Origin of the sequence: Bradyrhizobium sp. BLXBL-03 (assembly GCF_051853015.1) — a bacterium.
Classification (GTDB): domain Bacteria; phylum Pseudomonadota; class Alphaproteobacteria; order Rhizobiales; family Xanthobacteraceae; genus Bradyrhizobium; species Bradyrhizobium manausense.
Genome location: NZ_CP182470.1, coordinates 5592654 through 5609707, shown reverse-complemented (window position 1 = coordinate 5609707; position 17054 = coordinate 5592654). Strand labels below are relative to the sequence as shown.

Below are 17054 nucleotides of genomic sequence, written 5' to 3'. Positions count from 1 at the left end.
AGCTCTATCTTGGGAGCAAGCCCGGGAAAAGTGCAGGGTTCCTTCGGCTCCAAGGCTATTCGGGAAAATGAAAACGCCCGGCGGTGAAGCCGGGCGTTTTCCACGACAGTTATGCTGCGACTGCGAAGTCAGGTGGTCGAGTGCGCCACCACGACCCTGCGCCAGGGTTTCAGCACCAATAGCGCGAGCAGCGAGGCCAGGATGTTGGCGCCGGCAGCCAGGATGAACACGTTGTCCCAATGCCCGGAGCTTTGCTGCATGTAGTTCGCCAGTGGCACCAGCAACGCGGCGGTGCCCTTGGCGGTGTAGAGCAGGCCGGCATTGGTGGTCGCGAACTTCGCGCCGAACGTGTCGGTGCAGGTCGAGGGGAACAGCGAGTAGATCTCGCCCCAGGCAAAGAACACGAAGCCCGACAGGATCACGAACCAGATCGGATCGTGGCCCCAGAGATAGAGCATCCAGATGCCGAAGCCTTCCATGCCGAAGGCGATGAACATGGTGTTCTCGCGGCCGATCATGTCGGAGATCCAGCCGAAGAACGGACGCGTCAATCCGTTGAGCACGCGGTCGATCGTCGCTGCGAACGTCACCGCGGTCATGGTCATCCCGATCAGCGTCACCGGCACGGCGTCGACCTTCCAGTCGACCGCGATCGGCTTCAGGTTCGCCGTCACCATCAGTCCGCCGGCGCCGACGATCACGAACATGAAGTACATCAGCCAAAAGATCGGCTGGCGCAGCACTTCGGTCGGCTGGTAGTTGCGGCGGCTCTGCTGCAAGGCGGCGTTGGCCACGACGTTCGGCACCTGGCCGGGCTTCGGCGCCAGCAGGAAGAAGGCGAGGATGCAGATGATGATGCCTTGTCCCAGGCCGAAATAGAGGAAGGTGGTCTGGAAGCCAGAGTCCTTGATCATGGCCTGGATCGGCGCGACCGTCAGCGCCGAGCCCGCACCGAAACCGGCTGCGGTAATGCCCGCTGCAAGGCCGCGCTTGTCGGGAAACCATTTCAGCGCGTTGCCGACGCAGGTGCCGTAGACGCCGCCGGCGCCGATGCCCGCGATGATCATGCCGAGATAGTAGCCGTTGAGCGTGGTGGCCTGCGCGTTGATGGCCCAGCCGATCGCGCAGAGCACGCCGCCGACCAGCACGACGATGCGCGGACCGTATTTGTCGACAAACCATCCTTCGACCGGCACCAGCCAGGTCTCGAACAAAACAAACAGCGTAAAGGCCCATTGGATCGAGGCGCGATCCCAACCGAATGTCTTCTGAATGTCGGGGACGAAGAAGGTCCAGCCATATTGGTAGTTGGCGATCATCACCATCGCCGCCACGCCGATCGCCAATTGCGCCCAGCGATAGGTGTCGCTGACCCGTGCGGCGGTAGGGGCTGTTGTGGCCTGCACCATGTCCGTCATGAATCCTCCAGTTGCGCTTCTGTCTTTTGAGCGAGCGTTGGCGGCATTCTTGTATTCATTATGCCAAGCTTCAAGCGCGCCAGACCCATTGTGCGCTTATGACGCAACCTCGTTGTCCGAGGGTGCACGCGTGAGCCCGATCCCAAATAGAAATGGCTCCGCAGTGCGGAGCCATTCTTCAAAAGTAGGAATTCGCTGGATTTGCAACCGGCGCGACAATTCGACGCGCGGGGACCTCGGATGGTCCTTACAGGCCGAACCGGGGCAGGTCGCCGTTCTGGTTGGAAATCTCGGCGCTCGCCATCAGCAAGCGGTCGATCACGGCCATGAGGCGGGCGAACAGCGAGGCGGAGGGCGCGAGCGCGACGGAAGCGGTCTTGGACATCGGAATTCCCTTTCCCGAGACAGTCAGTGATGCTGTCTCATTTCGAAGGTTGTTCTATGTATACCAAATGCCAATGTCCATGCATGCCAGTGCATAGCAGCATGGAGCTCTTCGCATTGCAGCAAAATGATGCACTGAAGCGCCGATTTGGGCTTAAAACAGCCAAATGCTGCTGAATCCGGGCTATTCGCCTGACGCGATGCACAATCAAAGGTCTTGGCAGCGGCGTGCGGAGCCGGTAGTGGTGCGCCCCCTTCCATCCAACCGTCAGAGTGGTTCATGTCGAGCGCCTCGCCCGCCGTCTCGATCGGCATCGATTTTGGAACCAGCAATACCGTCGTCGCTCTCGCGGCAGACGACCGCCGGGTCGAAGCCATCCGCTTCGAGCACGGCGGGCAACGCCACAGCACCTACGTCTCGGCGCTGTGCTTCTGGGAGGACCGGCCGGGCGCCGGCGCCCAGGCCGAAGGCGGGCCGTGGGCGATCGAGCAGTTTCTCGAGGGGCGCCACGTCTATCGCTTCCTGCAATCGTTCAAGACCTTCGCGGCCAGCTCGAGCTTCAACACCACGCAAGTGTTCCGGCAGCGCTTCAAGTTCGAGGACATCCTCGCTGCGTTCCTGCGCACGCTGGCGCGCCATGGCGGCGACAAATTCGGCTTCGAGGCGGCGAACATCACCGTCGGCCGCCCCGTGCGCTTTGCCGGCGGCAATCCCGACGATGACCTCGCCATGCAGCGTTACCGCGCCGCCTTCGAACGTCTCGGTGCCGGCCATGCCCGCTATGTCTACGAGCCCGTCGGTGCGGCGTTCTCCTTTGCCCGAAGGCTGGAGCGCGATGCCACCGTGCTGGTTGCGGATTTCGGCGGCGGCACCAGCGACTTCTCGGTGATGCGTTTCTCGCGCGCCGGCGGCCATTTGCGCGCCGAGCCGCTCGGCCATGCCGGCATCGGCATTGCCGGCGACACGTTCGACTATCGCATCGTCGATCAAATCGTCTCGCCGCGGCTCGGCAAGGGGTCGAGCTTCCGCTCGTTCGACAAGGTGCTGCCGATCCCGAACAGCCATTACACCAACCTGGCGCGCTGGCATCAGCTCGCGCTGATGAAGAGCAACGGCGACCTGCGCGAGCTCCGCGAGCTTGCGCGCACCGCGCTGAAGCCGGATCAGCTCGAGGATTTCATCACCATCGTCGATCTCGATCTCGGCTTCTCGCTGTACCGCGCGGTGTCGGATGCCAAGGTCGCGCTGTCGGCCCAGGATGAGGTCGACTTCCGCTTCAAAGGTGGCGGCGTCGACATCGGCGCGGCCATCACGCGCAGGAGGTTCGAGTCCTGGATCGCCGACGACATCGCGCGCCTCGGCGCCACCGTCGACAAGGTGCTGGGCGAGGCCCGCATCACCGCGCGCGAGGTGGAGAAGGTGTTCTTGACCGGCGGCACTTCCTTCGTGCCGGCGGTGCGAAAACTGTTCGCCGACCGCTTCGGCAACGAGCGGCTGATGTCGGGCGACCAGTTCGAGTCGATCGCTTACGGCCTCGCGCTGATCGGGCACAGTCCCGAGCCGGATCGCTGGACCGCCGGTGGCGGGCTGAAGGCGCGCGCGTAGCTGCGTCAACTTCACGATCTTTACCTGGATGGCTCCAGGCGGTTACAAAGGCGGCGTCGGCCTGGCTGGAACATGATCCGGAAAAAGTGTGAAGCGGTTTTCCGGAAAGATCATGCTCAAAAAGAGTCCGATTTGAAATCCGGGAAAGGCCACGAAATGCGTGTTCTGCGCTGGATGATCCTGGCGGGTACGACAACGGTCCTCAGCGCCGTCCCGGCCACGGCTCAACGCTACGATCCGCGCTTTCCAGTGTGCCTTCAGAGGTGGTACGCGCGGGGCTTCATCACCTACGACTGCAGCTATACGTCGATGGATCAATGCCGGATGACGGCTTCGGGACTCTCGGCCATGTGCCAGGAGAATCCATATTGGCAGGGACCGTCTCGCCGCAACTCCCGGCGACGCCAAGGCGGTCCCAGCTAAGGAGCAGCGAGCTACGGCTTGATCTCGGGCTCAACCAGGCGCGCAAGGTTGCGCAGCGATTCCTGCCAGCCGAGATAGCAGGCTTCCGGCGGGATAGCGTCGGGAATGCCTGATTGCGTGATGTCGAGCTCGGTACCGACAAGGACTTTCCTGAGCACCACCGTTACTTCGATCTCGCCGGGCAAGTTCGGATCGTCGAACCTGTCGGTGTAGCGCAGGCGTTCGCCAGGCACGAGCTCGAGATATTCGCCGCCGAAGCTATGGCCGCTGCCGGTCGTGAAATTCCGGAACGACATTTTGAAAGTTCCTCCGACCTTCGGCTCATGGTGATGCACCGTGCAGGTGAAGCCGTTGGGCGGAAGCCATTTTGCCAGCGCATCCGCCTCCACGAAGGCGCGATAGAGTTTCTCGGGGCTGGTGGTGAGAACGCGGTGCAGGCGGACAGTGCTGGGCATGGTTGTTATCCTCATGAACTGATGGGCCGTCGAGGTCTAGGGGCCGATCATGGCCCGAGGACGAACGAGGCGTCCGGAACCCGACAATTCGTCCCGGAATTTCTTGCGAGCGAGGTCTTGACCTATGTCAAGCGTTCGATGGCGCGAGCTCTCCAAAAAGGGAGGGCTTCTTCATGAACGGAAAGCGCCGCGCAATGAAATTTACTGCAGACTTTCCGCACGTCATCGGCACCCGCCGCCTTCATCGCTCGTCACTGAAGCGTGCGTTGTGAGGGCCGAATACCTCGCACATCTCTCGCCACGTGGCCGCCTGAGCCTCGCGATCGTCCTCCTGGCATCGATCGCTGCGACGCTCTGGGCGGTGGTGCATGTTTGGCAGACGGCTCCGTCGCGCCACATCGTGCTGGCGTCCGGCCTGGAAGATGGCCTTTTGCACCAATACGCAAAACGCTACATCGAAATTCTGGCACGTTCCGGGGTCACGATCGAAGAGCGGATCACCAACGGTGCAGAAGACAATCTGGCACTGTTGCAGGATCCGAAGTCCGGCGTGGATATCGGCTTCACCCAAGGCGGCCTGTCGCAGGCGTCCGACGCCAAGGACGTGGTCATGGTCGCGAGCCTCTATTATGTGCCGCTGTGGATTTTCTACCGCAAGTCAGAGCAGCTGAATTACGTCAATGAATTGCGCAATCGCAAGGTCGCCATTGGTGTTCCCGGCAGCGGGGCACGTTCGTTCAGCGAGTCCGTTTTCGCGCTCAACGGTCTCACCCCCGACAATGTCACGATGGAGCCTTTGAGCAATCTTCCGGCGCTGATTGCGCTGCGCTCGCGCGAGGTGGACGCCGTCGTCTTTGTCGACGGAGCGGACAATCCCGCCGTCTGGAACGCACTGCGCGATCCGACCCTGAGCTTGCTGAACTTCACGAGAGCCGAGGCCTATCGGCGACGGCTCAACTTCATCAGCACGCTCAAATTGCCTTCCGGTGTGATCGACCTGGCGGACCATATTCCGGAAAAGGATATTGACCTGATCGGTACCAAGGTGATGCTCGCATCGCGCAAGGATCTCCATCCGGCCATCACGCTTTTGTTGGTCGACGCCGCAAGGGAGATCCACGGCCGGCAAGGTCTTTTCGAGGAGGCCGGCGAATTCCCAGGCACGGCCCAGGTGGATCTGCCTGTCTCGACCGATGCCGATCAGCACAGGCGCTTCGGCCGGACGATCCTCTACCAATATCTGCCGTTCTGGATCGCGGCCTGGGGCGAGCGTGCAATCATCATCTTGTTGCCTCTGGCGGCAATCCTGTTGCCGCTGTTCCACTATTTGCCTCAATTGGTCCGCTGGCATGTCCGCTCGCGCATCTACCGATGGTACGGCGAGCTGGCGCTGCTCGAGCGCGACGTTGCCGCGCGCACGGGCGATTTGCCGAGAGACAAGTGGGAGGCTGACCTTGCCCGCATCGAAGAGGCCGTCGCCAGAATACGCACGCCGGCCGGCTTCGCGAGCGAGGCCTATACGCTCCGTGAGCACATCAGCCTGGTTCGTCGCGCCATCGTCGCGCGCGGCCATTCATCGCCCGCCGAGCCGAGGGAGGTGACGCGGGTATCATAGCGTGGGTGGGGCAGAGCCTGTCCATGGGCGCGCTGTCGATGGCTGTTTGCCGTGCCTTCCATTCGATCAATTCGCCAGAAGCGCCGGATTTGTCGACGTCACACCGGTGGGCACGAGCACAGCAGCGTAGGGTGGGCAAAGGCGCACTTGCGCCGTGCCCACGATCTTCCAACGCGGCGAAAGGTGGTGGGCCGCTTGCGCTTTGCCCACCCTACGAGACTGTCGGCAGTGCCGTTCCAGTCGTGTTGGGGCCGTCGTTTCTTCTGATCGTTATGCCGGAGCCGGCACCGCCGGACGCTTCACCAGCGTAAAGGCTGCCGCAGCGAGCAGGCAGAGGATCCCGGCGACGAGAAAAGCTGGCACGTAAGTCCCCAGCGCATCCCTGCTGACGCCGGCGGCAAAGGCCATCAGGCCAACGCCAAGCTGATGGGCCGCAAAAATCCAGCCGAAGATCACCGGGCCCATCTCCCGCCCGAACGCGCCGACCGTCAATTTCACCGTCGGCGGAACGGTCGCGATGAAGTCCAGCCCGTAGAGCATCGCAAAAGCGCTCATCGCGCCCAGCGTTGCGTTCGACTCCACCAGCCAGATCAGCGCAAGCCCGCGAAATCCGTAATAGATCGCCAGCAGCCATCGGTTGTCGAAGCGATCGGACAACCAGCCAGAGCCGATCGTGCCGACCAGGTCGAACACGCCGATCATGGCGAGCAGGCCTGCCGACGTCACGGCCGGCAAGCCGAGATCGCCGCAGAACGGGACGAAGTGGGTCGACGTCAGCCCGTAGCTCGATACGCCGCAGATCAGGAAGGTCAGCGACAGCACCCAGAACACCAGCCTGGTTGAAGCAAGGCGCAGGCCGCGGAAGCTGATCGTCGCAAAGCTCTGTGTGGGAATTGCGGGGATCGGCGGCATCACCGTCTCCCCGAGCGGCGCCAGGCCCAATTCCTGCGGGCGGTCCTTGCCGAGCAACAGAAACAGGATGATCGACAGCAGAAGACCGAGTCCGGACGGCAGCAGCGCGACACGCCAGCCCCAATGTTCGGCGATCCACGCGCCGAGCGGCATGAAGATCAAGGTGCCGGTTGCGATCGATCCGTTGAGGAGACCGACCACCAACCCGCGATGGGTCGTGAACCAGCGTACCGAAATGACAGCGGCGAGCTGCAGCGCAGTCAGCCCCGGCGCCAGGCCGAGAATCAGCCCGAGGCCGAGCCACATCTCGAACCGGTTGGTCATGACGATCGTCAGTAGCAATCCGGCCAGCGCCAGCGTGCCGGCGATGGCCAGCATCATCCTCGGTCCGTAGCGGAGCATGAGGCCGCCGGCGAACGGTGCCACGAGGCCAAACAGCGCAAAGCGAAGCCCTTGCGAGGCCGACAACTCGCCCATGCTGACGCCGACGTCAGAGGCGATCTCCCGCATCAGGACGCTGGGCACGCCGAGGGCCGAGCTTGCAAACAGGGAGTAGAGAAATCCCACGGCAGCCATCACCCAGCCGTAGTGGATGTTTCGAGCAGCGGCATGTCGTGCAGCGAATTCCGCAAGCATGGCCAAATTCCCTTGATGGAAATGAATTCTCTGGAAACCGGACAAGCCTATGCCGGAGGGGGTGTCCTCTCAAGGCGAAATTGAGGGCAGGGCAGAGGAGCGCCGCGCCGAGTTTGCCAGCGTCTTTCGGATCACCTGAAGCAAGCAGACCTCGCATCGCTGAGAGCTAGGGCTCGCCGCGGCCATGGCCAAACCTCAGGCTACGAAAGCGTATCTGAGGCGCGCCTCGCGGCCGTGACGCAAAGCCTCACACGCGTTCAGCCTTACTGGGGACCGCTTCGATGACCTGGTAGAGCGAGCCCGCGCGAGCCGTGCCGCGCGTCTTGAATCCGGCTGCCTTACACAGCGCGGAATACTCGTCGTACGTTCTTTCCAGCGCACCGAGCATGACGAGCATATTGAGGTCACTGAGTTTCGAGATGAGTCCCTCGTTCGGCGGCTCCACAACACGCTCAACGAGCAGCAATCTGGCGTCGTCAGTCATGGCGCGGCGGCAGGTCTTCAGGATGGAAATCGCGTCCTTGTCGTCCCAATCGTGGATGATCGCCCGCATCACATAGGCGTCAGCCCCTTCCGGGATGCTTTCAAAGAAACTGCCAGCAACGATTTCGCATCTGTCGGCGACGCCATGTCGGTTCAGAACGTCGGCTGCGTGGCTGACCACGTGCGGCTGATCGAACAGCGTTCCGCGCAGGGCCTTATTTGCAGCGAGAATTCCCGCCAGCAGTTGGCCTTGACCACCCCCGATGTCAGCAACGTGACGAAAGCGGCTGAAGTCGCAGGCAGCGATGATGGCCTCGATGGCGCCGCGAGAATTGGCCGTCATGGCTCGGTTGAAAATCGCGTTTTCATCCGGACGGGCGCTGCGATACTCCCATACGCTCTGACCGTTGAGATGCCGAAAGGCGTTCTCGCCGGTGCGGACGCTGTGTTCAAGATGCGCCCAGGCCTGCCAGGCATAGGGACGGCCGACATAGGCGGCCCAGCCGTCGAGTGGAGTGGGCGAGTCGGACCGAAGACACTCGCCCATCGCTGTGAGCGAGAACGTTCTGTTCTCGGCCTCGTGGAAAACACCGGCTGAAGCCAGCGCGCGCAACAGCCGATAAAGCGTTCTCGGATGCGATCCGCTAAGCCGAGCGAGTTCGTCGCTGCTGAGTGGCCCGTGACTGAGGTGGTTGGCGATGCCGAGCCGGGCCGCGACGTGAATGGCTTGCGAAATCTGATAGCCGTTAATCAGCCGCGTAAGATCCGAGAAAGCATTGGTCGTCATGGCCTCATCTCCTCCCTGGCTGTGCGCATAGTAAAGATGCATCGGGCGGGCATTCGTGCAAACAGATGATATCGGCATAAGTTGCGGTCGCACGCTGTAGCACAACGAACGCCCTTCAACGATCTGTGACATGGCGATGGCGACAATTCGACTTCGGAGCAGTGACCAGACACCAATGTCTGTTCTGGGTCCGACAGCTGAACTTGTCGGCCGGGTACCTGCTCAATCCGCCTCTCACGGTACGTCGCGTCGGCCCTAAGGACGGCCCGGTACCCGGTTGCGAGCTTGACCTCCGGCAATTTGCTTCACCAACTCAGCGATCTGGTCGGCGCCTGCGCATAAGCTGCGTGATTTTGCTGCCATAATGATTGACTCATAGATGTAGCTGTTAACCGCAACTAGACCTTTAGAACGCAGTCGCTCCAGTTCTGCGGCGTCGAGTACGCAGGTTGGCCATTGTATAACATCAGCAGCGGGCTTCGAGTGAACCTGAGCATTCAGAAATTGGCCGCGGTTTTGCGTCGGCAAAAGCAGCGCCGGGGCCGATCGACATCACTTGCAGAATTGTAGTGCTACCTGGCGAAAGCGGCTCGCCCGCGCCCACTATTGCTTGTTTCGGTTCTTGCTAGCCCCTCTGAGCGGCGGCGTCGATGCCAGCGCAGTTGCGGTCTCGGCCATTTGGATGCAGGTGAGCAAATCGACGTAGCTTTGGGTTCCTCCTGTTATGGCCTCACCTTCGCAGGCATCGCGGACAGCGGGCTTGGCCGACAACCACACCGTGCCGAGCTGCTGCTGCGCTGTCGTTTCATCGCGCATGCAATCGGTAAAGCTTTGCGCCAACGCCAGCCCCATCGACTTGTCCGTTTCGGACGTCGCCTTGCAAAGCGCTTCGACCTTCAGTTCGGGAACGCGATCAGAAGCCGGTATGACCATTGAACCCGCAAGCAGTGCAAGTGAGAGCAGGGCGCTGTTCATCTGTGTCTCCTTGCTAGAATTGCCCCGGCTGAGCCGGCGGTGGGGACCAATCGGACCTGAGATTGTTTGGATTGGCACGATCAAACAGATCCTGCCGCAACACGAAGCCGCGCCAGGCTGGAGAAACAGGGGACGGTGAACGCGAGACCTGAGCCTTTGCACCAGTTGGACGAACGTAATGGTCCGCTGCATGGGCAGGCTGAGCGAGCCCAATTTGAAAAGTCGCAAGCACGGCAAGAAAGCAAGCGCTTATCATGGCTGTACTCAACGATCGACGCTGCAACCAATATGGGACAGGGAGCCACGGCATTTCGGGATCGACGTTGATTCAAATCAACCCAAACAACGGCGCCTGACGATGCCGCGCTGTCACTTCGTGATGATGTGCTTTGTCGGCGTCACAGCCGGGGGCGGCGCCGCAGGCGAGATGACAAAGGTCACCCAGGCGTTCCAGCCCTCGGGCCGGTTTTCCGCGGCGAACTCCTTGTAAGCCTTCAGGTTCAGATAGCCCTGCATGTCGCCCACCGGGAAGATGAAGCCGACCTGCGGGCCTGCGGCCGCGACCTGCGAGCGGAAGCAACCGACGCGATCGGCAAAGCCGCTGTCGCAGCCGAGTTGCTTGTAGACGTAACCTACGAGACCGACCTGGACCTGCTTGGTCAGGAATTGTGAGGCGCCCCAGTCGAAATGCATGTCGACGCCGCTTTGATATTGCGTATCCGTGTTCTTGAAATTGTATGTGAAGCCGAGCACGCCGGACAGTTCATGCCCCGTCTGCGGATTGAAATAGGTGTATCCGCCGCCAGCGTCGATCGTCCCGTGCCCTAGCCCGATATTGGCGAGACGGGTCGACTGGTAAGCCCCGACCGGAATATCGCCCGTGATGTAAGTCATGTAGTTGTTGACACCGGCATTCCAGCGCAACGCGAACTGTGGGATCAGGTCGCCGAAGCCTGTCACGGAGTCGCTGATGGAATCGAAGCGAGAGAAGGGAATCGAGCCGCCCGGCAGTGCCAGTGTGCCCGTGACCAATCCGTTAAGCGAGGTGGTATTCGCCCCGTAGATGCCGATCAGGCTGGCAGAGGCCTGACCGCCCAGCACCGGCGTTGCAAACACGTAGGTCGCGTTCAACAACCCGAGATCCACATTGGCATTGACGTTTGCGTTCAACGTCGCCGTCAGATTTGCGGGGATGCGCCCGATCTGAATCTCTCTCGCGCGGGCTACGTCGGCTCCGGCGGACACCGAGGTGTGATAGTAGATCGCGGCGGCCGTCCAGCCCGGCTGCTGAGGGGTGGCAGCGAGGCTGCCGAATGTGCCGGGAATCCAGAAGCTGATACCGCTTTCATCGGCCGAGGCCTTGGTCGGTACTGATGCGACGGCTGCAATTGCAATGACCGCAAACGCCTTCATCATCCCCATGATGACTTCTCCCGAACCACAAGCTTCGCTCAGTGGGAGCGCCTGGTACGATGCCGACGATATGACAAAGGCGTCTACGCTGGCCACAACTACCTAAGGCAGCAGGAATATTTGGCAATCGAATGTAGCAAACGAAGCACAGTACAGCGCTATCTTACCTCCAGGGAGAAAGAACGGTTCAGGCTGTCTCGGCGACGCGCCCATCCGCTCACGTTGCGCAGAAAAGTCGCTCCGAACTTGAACCACCATTTGATGCGTTGATCTACATCAAGGCCCTTTTGATGCCGTGGGCAGATCATGATTTTTCATTTGGAGGGAGGAATTGCAATGAGCGCTGCCCGATCCTTCGTCTCTGCATTTGCGCTTACACTTGCCTTTTCAGCGCCGTCATTTGCGCAGCAGGCGCAACAAACCGCACCGCCACCCGGTTCGCCCGCCGCGACGATCACCATTCCCGGCAATCAGCTTCCGCCGCCACCAGAGAAATTCGGCGGGAAGATCGAGCGCGATGCCCGGGATTCGAAACCGTATTGGCCGGCTCGCGTGGTGCCCCCTAAAGGCGCGCCGAATGTCCTCCTGATCATCACTGACGACGCGGGTTACGGCGTGCCCAGCACCTTCGGCGGCGTGATCCCGACGCCCGCGCTCGACCGAATTGCACAAAACGGACTGCGCTACACCAATTTCCATTCGACCGCGCTGTGCTCGCCGACGCGAGCTGCGCTGATCACGGGACGCAATCATCACTCGGTCGGCTATGGCGTGATCGCCGAGCAGGCGACCGGCTATCCCGGCTATGACAGCATCATCACCAAGGATAAGGCCACGATCGGGAGAATTCTGACCGACAACGGCTACCATACCGCCTGGTTCGGCAAGAACCACAACACGCCCGAATATCAGGCGAGCCAGGCCGGCCCGTTCGACCAGTGGCCGACCGGCATGGGGTTCGAATATTTCTACGGGTTCATGGGCGGCGACACCAACCAGTGGGAGCCCGGCAACCTCGTCCGCAACACGACGCCGATCCATCCCTATGTCGGCAAGCCCGGCTGGAACCTGATGACGGCGATGGCCGATGAAGCCATCGACTACGTCAACCGCATGAATGCGCTGTCGCCCGATACGCCGTTCTTCGTCAAGTTCGCGCCCGGTGCAACGCATGCCCCGCATCATCCGACGCCCGAGTGGGTGAAGAAGATCAGCGACATGCACCTGTTCGACCAAGGCTGGAACAAGCTGCGCGACACGATCTTCGAGAACCAGAAGCGGCTCGGCGTCATTCCGCAGAGTGCGAAGATGACCCCATGGCCGAAAGACCTGATCAAGGAATGGGACCAGCTCTCGGACGACGAGAAGAAGCTCTTCATCCGCCAGGCCGATGTGTTCGCGGCCTATGTGGCGTATGCCGACAGCGAGATCGGTCGTGTGATCCAGTCGATCGATGATCTGGGCAAGCTCGACAACACCCTGGTCATCTACATCGAGGGCGACAACGGCACGAGCGCGGAGGGCCAGCCGACCGGTACGCCCAACGAAGTGGCAATGTTCAACCAGGTCACCCCGTCAGTCGAAGATCAGCTCAAATATTTCTACGACGTGTGGGGTACTGACAAGACCTACAACCACATGTCGATCGGCTGGGCCTGGGCATTCGACACGCCATTCTCCTGGACCAAGCAGATCGTCTCGCATTTCGGCGGCACGCGGCAGGGCATGGCGATGTCCTGGCCGGCTGTCATCAAGGACAAGGGCGGCATCCGCGCCCAGTTCCATCACGTCATCGACATCGTGCCGACCATTCTCGAGGCCGCACAGATCAAGCAGCCGGACATCGTCGACGGCATCAAGCAAAGCCCGATCGAGGGCGTCAGCATGATGTACACGTTCGATGCCAAGAACGCGAATGCGGCAACGACACACACGACGCAGTATTTCGAGATGTTCGCCGATCGCGCCATCTACAACGACGGATGGATCGCCAGCACGAAGGTCTTGCGGCCACCGTGGGTGACGGTCGCGAAGCTGCCGAACCCGGGCGACTACCCTTGGGAGCTCTATGACCTGCGCAACGACTGGACCCAGGCCGAGGACGTTGCTGCCAAGAATCCGGACAAGCTGAAGGAGTTGCAGGCGCTGTTCTGGAAGGAGGCGGAAAAATATCAGGTGCTGCCGCTCGATTCGACGGTGGCGTCGCGCATGATTACACCGCGTCCCAGTCTGAGCGCGGGCCGCACGAACTTTGCCTGGACCCGACCGATGACCGGCACGCCGAACGGCGACGCGCCGAGCCTGCTCAACGCCTCCTATAACTTCAAGGTCGACGTCGATATTCCAGATGGCGGCGCCGAGGGCATGCTCGTGACGCAGGGAGGGCGTTTCGGGGGCTATGGCTTCTACGTCCTCAAGAACAAGCCCGTCTTCACGTGGAACCTCGTCGACCTGAAGCGCGTGCGTTGGGAGGGACCTGATCTGACCCCCGGCAAGCACCTGATCGAGTTTGACTTCAAGTACGATGGTCTTGGTGCGGCCACGATGATGTTCGGCGATTATACCGGCATCGGCCAGGGCGGCACCGGCACGCTGAAGGTCGACGGCAAGGCGGTGGCCACGGAGAAGATGGAGCAGACGCTGCCGTTCATCCTGCAATGGGATGAAGCCTTCGACATCGGCTCCGACACCGGCACGCCGGTGGACGACAACGACTATCAGACACCGTTTGCCTTCACCGGCAAGATCAACAAGCTCACGCTCGACATAGAGCGGCCGAAGCTGAGCCCGAACGACGTCAAGCGCCTGCAGGAGGCGGCCCGGGCGGCCGGCGACGGTCCGTCCGCCGACGCCGGAAAGACGGCTTCGGCCGAACCACAAGTCGGAACCGTCGGCCTGAGCCTGGTCGACAAGATCCAGTTGCGGATCGACAAGCGCGAAGCCTGCCGCAAGCAGGCGGAAGCGAAGGACCTCGGCATGGTGGAGCGAGTCAAGTTCGTCCGGCAATGTGTCCAGCAGTGATGCGAGATGGGCGGGAAGCCAGCCGGCTTCCCGCCGGGTCCAGTGCAGAGGATGGCGGGATGAGGTTCTTGAAACGTAGTTGCTCGATGTGGCTATCGACCGTTGCACTGATTGCAGCTGTGGCGTTCGCCGGAGCGGCAGCGCAAGCCGCCGAAGAGACGGTGCAGGGCATGCTCGCCGCGCAAATTCGCATGCAGGGCTTCGCCTGCGACAAGGCGCTCGGCGCGACGAAAGACGCGAAGCGTTCGCGGCCCGATCATGCGGTATGGATGCTCAGATGCAGCAATGCGAACTACCGGGTGAGCCGCGCGCCAGACATGGTTGCCAAGGTCGAGCCGCTTCGTTGACGAAGTCAGCAGTCCAGCATCGATTGGCGGAAATATGCAAAGCGTGATCGATCTGATGCCAGTCACGCCCTCGATTGACCAGCTTGGCCGCATTATCGCACGACAATGACCTTCACGTTTAAGCAACTGACGTTGAACGGGACCGGTGAGCGGACGTGGCAAGAGGCTCGCGAAGGAACCGCAGGCGTGACAAGGCTCGCGCACAAATGCCCGAGCCAGTTCGATCCATACCGCAGCTTGCGCCGCAGGGCACGACGAAGCGGGTGGTCGTCGCTGCGAGCGTCCTGGCCTGCGTGATTGCTGTCGGACTGTTCTGGTACGAGACATCGAACGCCCCGATCGAGCCTCCCTCGCATGCCAAGCTGGCGTTCGTCGGCAGCGAGTCCTGCGCCGGCTGTCATCAAGCCGAGACGAAGCTTTGGCAGAGCTCGCAGCACCGCCATGCCATGGATCACGCAACCGCGCAGACCGTGCGCGGCGACTTCAACGACGCGACCTTTGACTACGCCGGCACGCACTCGCGCTTCTTCAGCAGGGACAACAAATTCCTGGTCGAAACCGACGGACCTGACGGCAAGCTCGCGACTTTCGAGGTGAAATACGCTTTCGGCATCGATCCGCTGCAGCAATACCTGATCGAATTTCCCGATGGCCGCATCCAGGCTCTGTCCATCGCCTGGGATACGCGAACGAAAGAGCAGGGCGGACAGCGCTGGCTTCATCTCTATCCCGACAGCGCCATCACCCATAACGATCCCCTGCATTGGACGAAGTTGAACCAGAACTGGAATTTCATGTGCGCCGAGTGTCACTCGACCGGCGTACTCAAGGGCTACGATGCCGCCAAGGACACGTTTGCCACCACCTTCGCCGAGATCAGCGTCGGCTGCGAGGCGTGCCATGGTGCCGGCTCGCGTCACGTCGCCTGGGCGCGCGGAAAGCCGGCGTCGCGCGGCGTAGACGACGGCCTGCTGGTCCGTTTTGACGAGCGCACCGGCATCACGTGGTCAGCCTCCGCCGGGACGCCGACGCCGACACGGAGTGCGCCAGCAGCAGCGCTGCGCAAGGAGGTCGAGACCTGCGGGCGCTGCCATGCCCGCCGCGGACAGCTTTCGGAAGATTGGACGCCGGGACGGCCGCTCTCCGAGACGCATCGCGTGTCGTTGCTCGACCGCCAGCGTTTCCATGCCGACGGCCAGATGCGCGACGATGAGGAGACCTACAACTACGCCCCGTTCAAGCAGAGCAGGATGTTTGCCAAGGGCGTAACTTGCAGCGACTGCCACGATCCGCATAGCGCGGCGCTGAAGGCGCCCGGGGACGGCGCCTGTGCGCAGTGCCATGCGCCGGACAAGTATCAGTCGCCTGCTCACCGGCATCATGCTGACGTCTCCCCGCCGCCGGGTTGCCCGTCCTGCCACATGCCGGAGCGCCGTTATATGGTCATCGACCATCGCCACGACCACGGCTTCCGCGTTCCGCGCCCTGATCTTTCCGTGCAGACGGGCGCACCGAATGCGTGCAACGACTGCCATCGTGACAGATCCGCGAATTGGGCCGCGCAACAGGTCGAAACTTGGCTTGGCCCTGGGCGGCGCGGCTATCAGACCTACGCGGGCGCATTTCACGCCGCTTGGAGCGAGGCGTCCGACGCGCAAGCGTCGCTGGCGGCGATCGCAGCATCGGACGACGTTGCCGGAATCGTCCGCGCCAGCGCGCTGGCCGAGCTTCCCGCGCCGATCTTAGATCTGACCCGGCGCGGACTTTCCGATTCTGATCCGCTCGTGAGGCTCGGCGCGCTCGATGGGCTAGAAGGAGCCCCAACCGATCAGCTCTGGTCGCTCGCCGCGTCGCAACTGACCGACCCCGTGCGTGGCGTGCGCATCCGCGCCGCCGAGCTTCTCGCCGCCGTGCCCGCTGCACGCCAGCCTGCGGCCGATCGCGACAAGTTCACACGGGCGGCTGCCGAATTCGTCGACGCGCAGAAGCTGAACGCGGATCGGCCGGAGGCGCGCACGGCGCTCGGCAATTTCCTCGCCCGCCAGGCCAACGCCGATCGGGCGGAAGCCGAATACCGCGCCGCGCTCAAGCTCGATCCCTCGTTTGCGGCCGCCGCCATCAATCTGTCTGACCTGTATCGCCAGCTCGGACGCGACAGCGACGGCGAGCGGGTCCTGCGCGAGGCTCTATCTGTGTCGGCGCAGGAGGCATCTCTCCACCACGCGCTCGGTCTGACGCTGGTGCGCCAGAAGCGCAACGAAGCAGCAATCGAAGAGCTGCAGCAGGCTGCGGCGCTGGACCCGGGCCAGCCGCGCTACGCCTACGTGTATGCAATCGGGCTGCATTCGGCCGGCCGGCGCGATGATGCGCTTGCGGTCCTGAAGGAAGGTCTGCGCGGGCATCCCGACAATCTGGAACTGCTGTCAGCCGCACTGAATTTCAGCCGTGAGAAAGGCGACGCCGTTGCTGCTCTGGAGTATGCCGAGCACCTTGGGCGCCTCTTGCCTGGCGACACGCGCTTGGCCGACGTTATCAGGGAGCTGAGGCGATAGGGCCGGGCATCAGGAAGAAAAGTCTCG

The 17054-nt window shown here is 62.1% G+C and carries 13 protein-coding genes; 6 read left to right on the top strand and 7 right to left on the bottom strand.

Annotation, left to right across the window (positions count from 1 at the left end; all coding sequences use genetic code 11):
• Window positions 1-128: 128 nt before the first annotated feature.
• Together oxlT and ACNJX9_RS27015 are read right to left on the bottom strand one after the other, a co-directional pair.
• Window positions 129-1418 (bottom strand): oxalate/formate MFS antiporter, encoded by a 1290-nt coding sequence (oxlT, locus tag ACNJX9_RS27020; protein WP_057753096.1) that lies wholly within the window; start codon window positions 1416-1418, stop codon window positions 129-131.
• A 247-nt stretch (window positions 1419-1665) separates the two neighbouring features.
• The gene (locus tag ACNJX9_RS27015) at window positions 1666-1803 is read right to left on the bottom strand and encodes a hypothetical protein (protein ID WP_167353999.1); all 138 of its coding nucleotides are present in this window, start codon (window positions 1801-1803) and stop codon (window positions 1666-1668) included.
• A gap of 279 nt (window positions 1804-2082) precedes the next feature.
• Here ACNJX9_RS27015 and ACNJX9_RS27010 point away from each other — a divergent pair, with 279 nt between their 5' ends.
• Window positions 2083-3408 carry an Hsp70 family protein gene (locus ACNJX9_RS27010; protein ID WP_439405055.1) on the top strand — a complete coding sequence of 442 codons (1326 nt, stop codon included), beginning with the start codon at window positions 2083-2085 and terminating at the stop codon, window positions 3406-3408.
• A 72-nt stretch (window positions 3409-3480) separates the two neighbouring features.
• Window positions 3481-3831 (top strand): DUF3551 domain-containing protein, encoded by a 351-nt coding sequence (locus tag ACNJX9_RS27005; RefSeq protein WP_439405054.1) that lies wholly within the window; start codon window positions 3481-3483, stop codon window positions 3829-3831.
• 11 nt (window positions 3832-3842) lie between these two features.
• On the opposite strand, the gene ACNJX9_RS27000 is transcribed toward ACNJX9_RS27005, so the two are convergent.
• Window positions 3843-4286, bottom strand: a complete 444-nt coding sequence (locus ACNJX9_RS27000) for an SRPBCC family protein (RefSeq protein WP_057753098.1) — start codon at window positions 4284-4286, stop codon at window positions 3843-3845.
• Between the two features lie 124 nt (window positions 4287-4410).
• On the opposite strand from ACNJX9_RS27000, the gene ACNJX9_RS26995 reads away from it, so the two are divergent.
• Complete coding sequence (locus tag ACNJX9_RS26995; protein WP_439405053.1) at window positions 4411-5901, top strand: TAXI family TRAP transporter solute-binding subunit; 1491 nt, start codon at window positions 4411-4413, stop codon at window positions 5899-5901.
• Between the two features lie 270 nt (window positions 5902-6171).
• Here ACNJX9_RS26995 and ACNJX9_RS26990 read toward each other — a convergent pair whose 3' ends face one another.
• From ACNJX9_RS26990 to ACNJX9_RS26975, 4 genes are all read right to left on the bottom strand, one after another.
• The gene (locus ACNJX9_RS26990; RefSeq protein WP_063958178.1) at window positions 6172-7449 is read right to left on the bottom strand and encodes an MFS transporter; all 1278 of its coding nucleotides are present in this window, start codon (window positions 7447-7449) and stop codon (window positions 6172-6174) included.
• A gap of 247 nt (window positions 7450-7696) precedes the next feature.
• Window positions 7697-8719, bottom strand: coding sequence for a methyltransferase (locus tag ACNJX9_RS26985; RefSeq protein WP_439405052.1), 1023 nt, complete (start codon window positions 8717-8719; stop codon window positions 7697-7699).
• A gap of 603 nt (window positions 8720-9322) precedes the next feature.
• The gene (locus ACNJX9_RS26980; protein WP_057742093.1) at window positions 9323-9694 is read right to left on the bottom strand and encodes a hypothetical protein; all 372 of its coding nucleotides are present in this window, start codon (window positions 9692-9694) and stop codon (window positions 9323-9325) included.
• Between the two features lie 369 nt (window positions 9695-10063).
• Window positions 10064-11107, bottom strand: a complete 1044-nt coding sequence (locus tag ACNJX9_RS26975; protein ID WP_157083355.1) for a SphA family protein — start codon at window positions 11105-11107, stop codon at window positions 10064-10066.
• Between the two features lie 336 nt (window positions 11108-11443).
• On the opposite strand from ACNJX9_RS26975, the gene ACNJX9_RS26970 reads away from it, so the two are divergent.
• From ACNJX9_RS26970 to ACNJX9_RS26960, 3 genes are all read left to right on the top strand, one after another.
• Window positions 11444-14128 (top strand): arylsulfatase, encoded by a 2685-nt coding sequence (locus tag ACNJX9_RS26970; protein WP_439405051.1) that lies wholly within the window; start codon window positions 11444-11446, stop codon window positions 14126-14128.
• An 86-nt stretch (window positions 14129-14214) separates the two neighbouring features.
• Window positions 14215-14475 carry a hypothetical protein gene (locus ACNJX9_RS26965; RefSeq protein WP_057742074.1) on the top strand — a complete coding sequence of 87 codons (261 nt, stop codon included), beginning with the start codon at window positions 14215-14217 and terminating at the stop codon, window positions 14473-14475.
• 206 nt (window positions 14476-14681) lie between these two features.
• The gene (locus tag ACNJX9_RS26960; protein ID WP_439405050.1) at window positions 14682-17027 is read left to right on the top strand and encodes a tetratricopeptide repeat protein; all 2346 of its coding nucleotides are present in this window, start codon (window positions 14682-14684) and stop codon (window positions 17025-17027) included.
• Window positions 17028-17054: the final 27 nt, after the last annotated feature.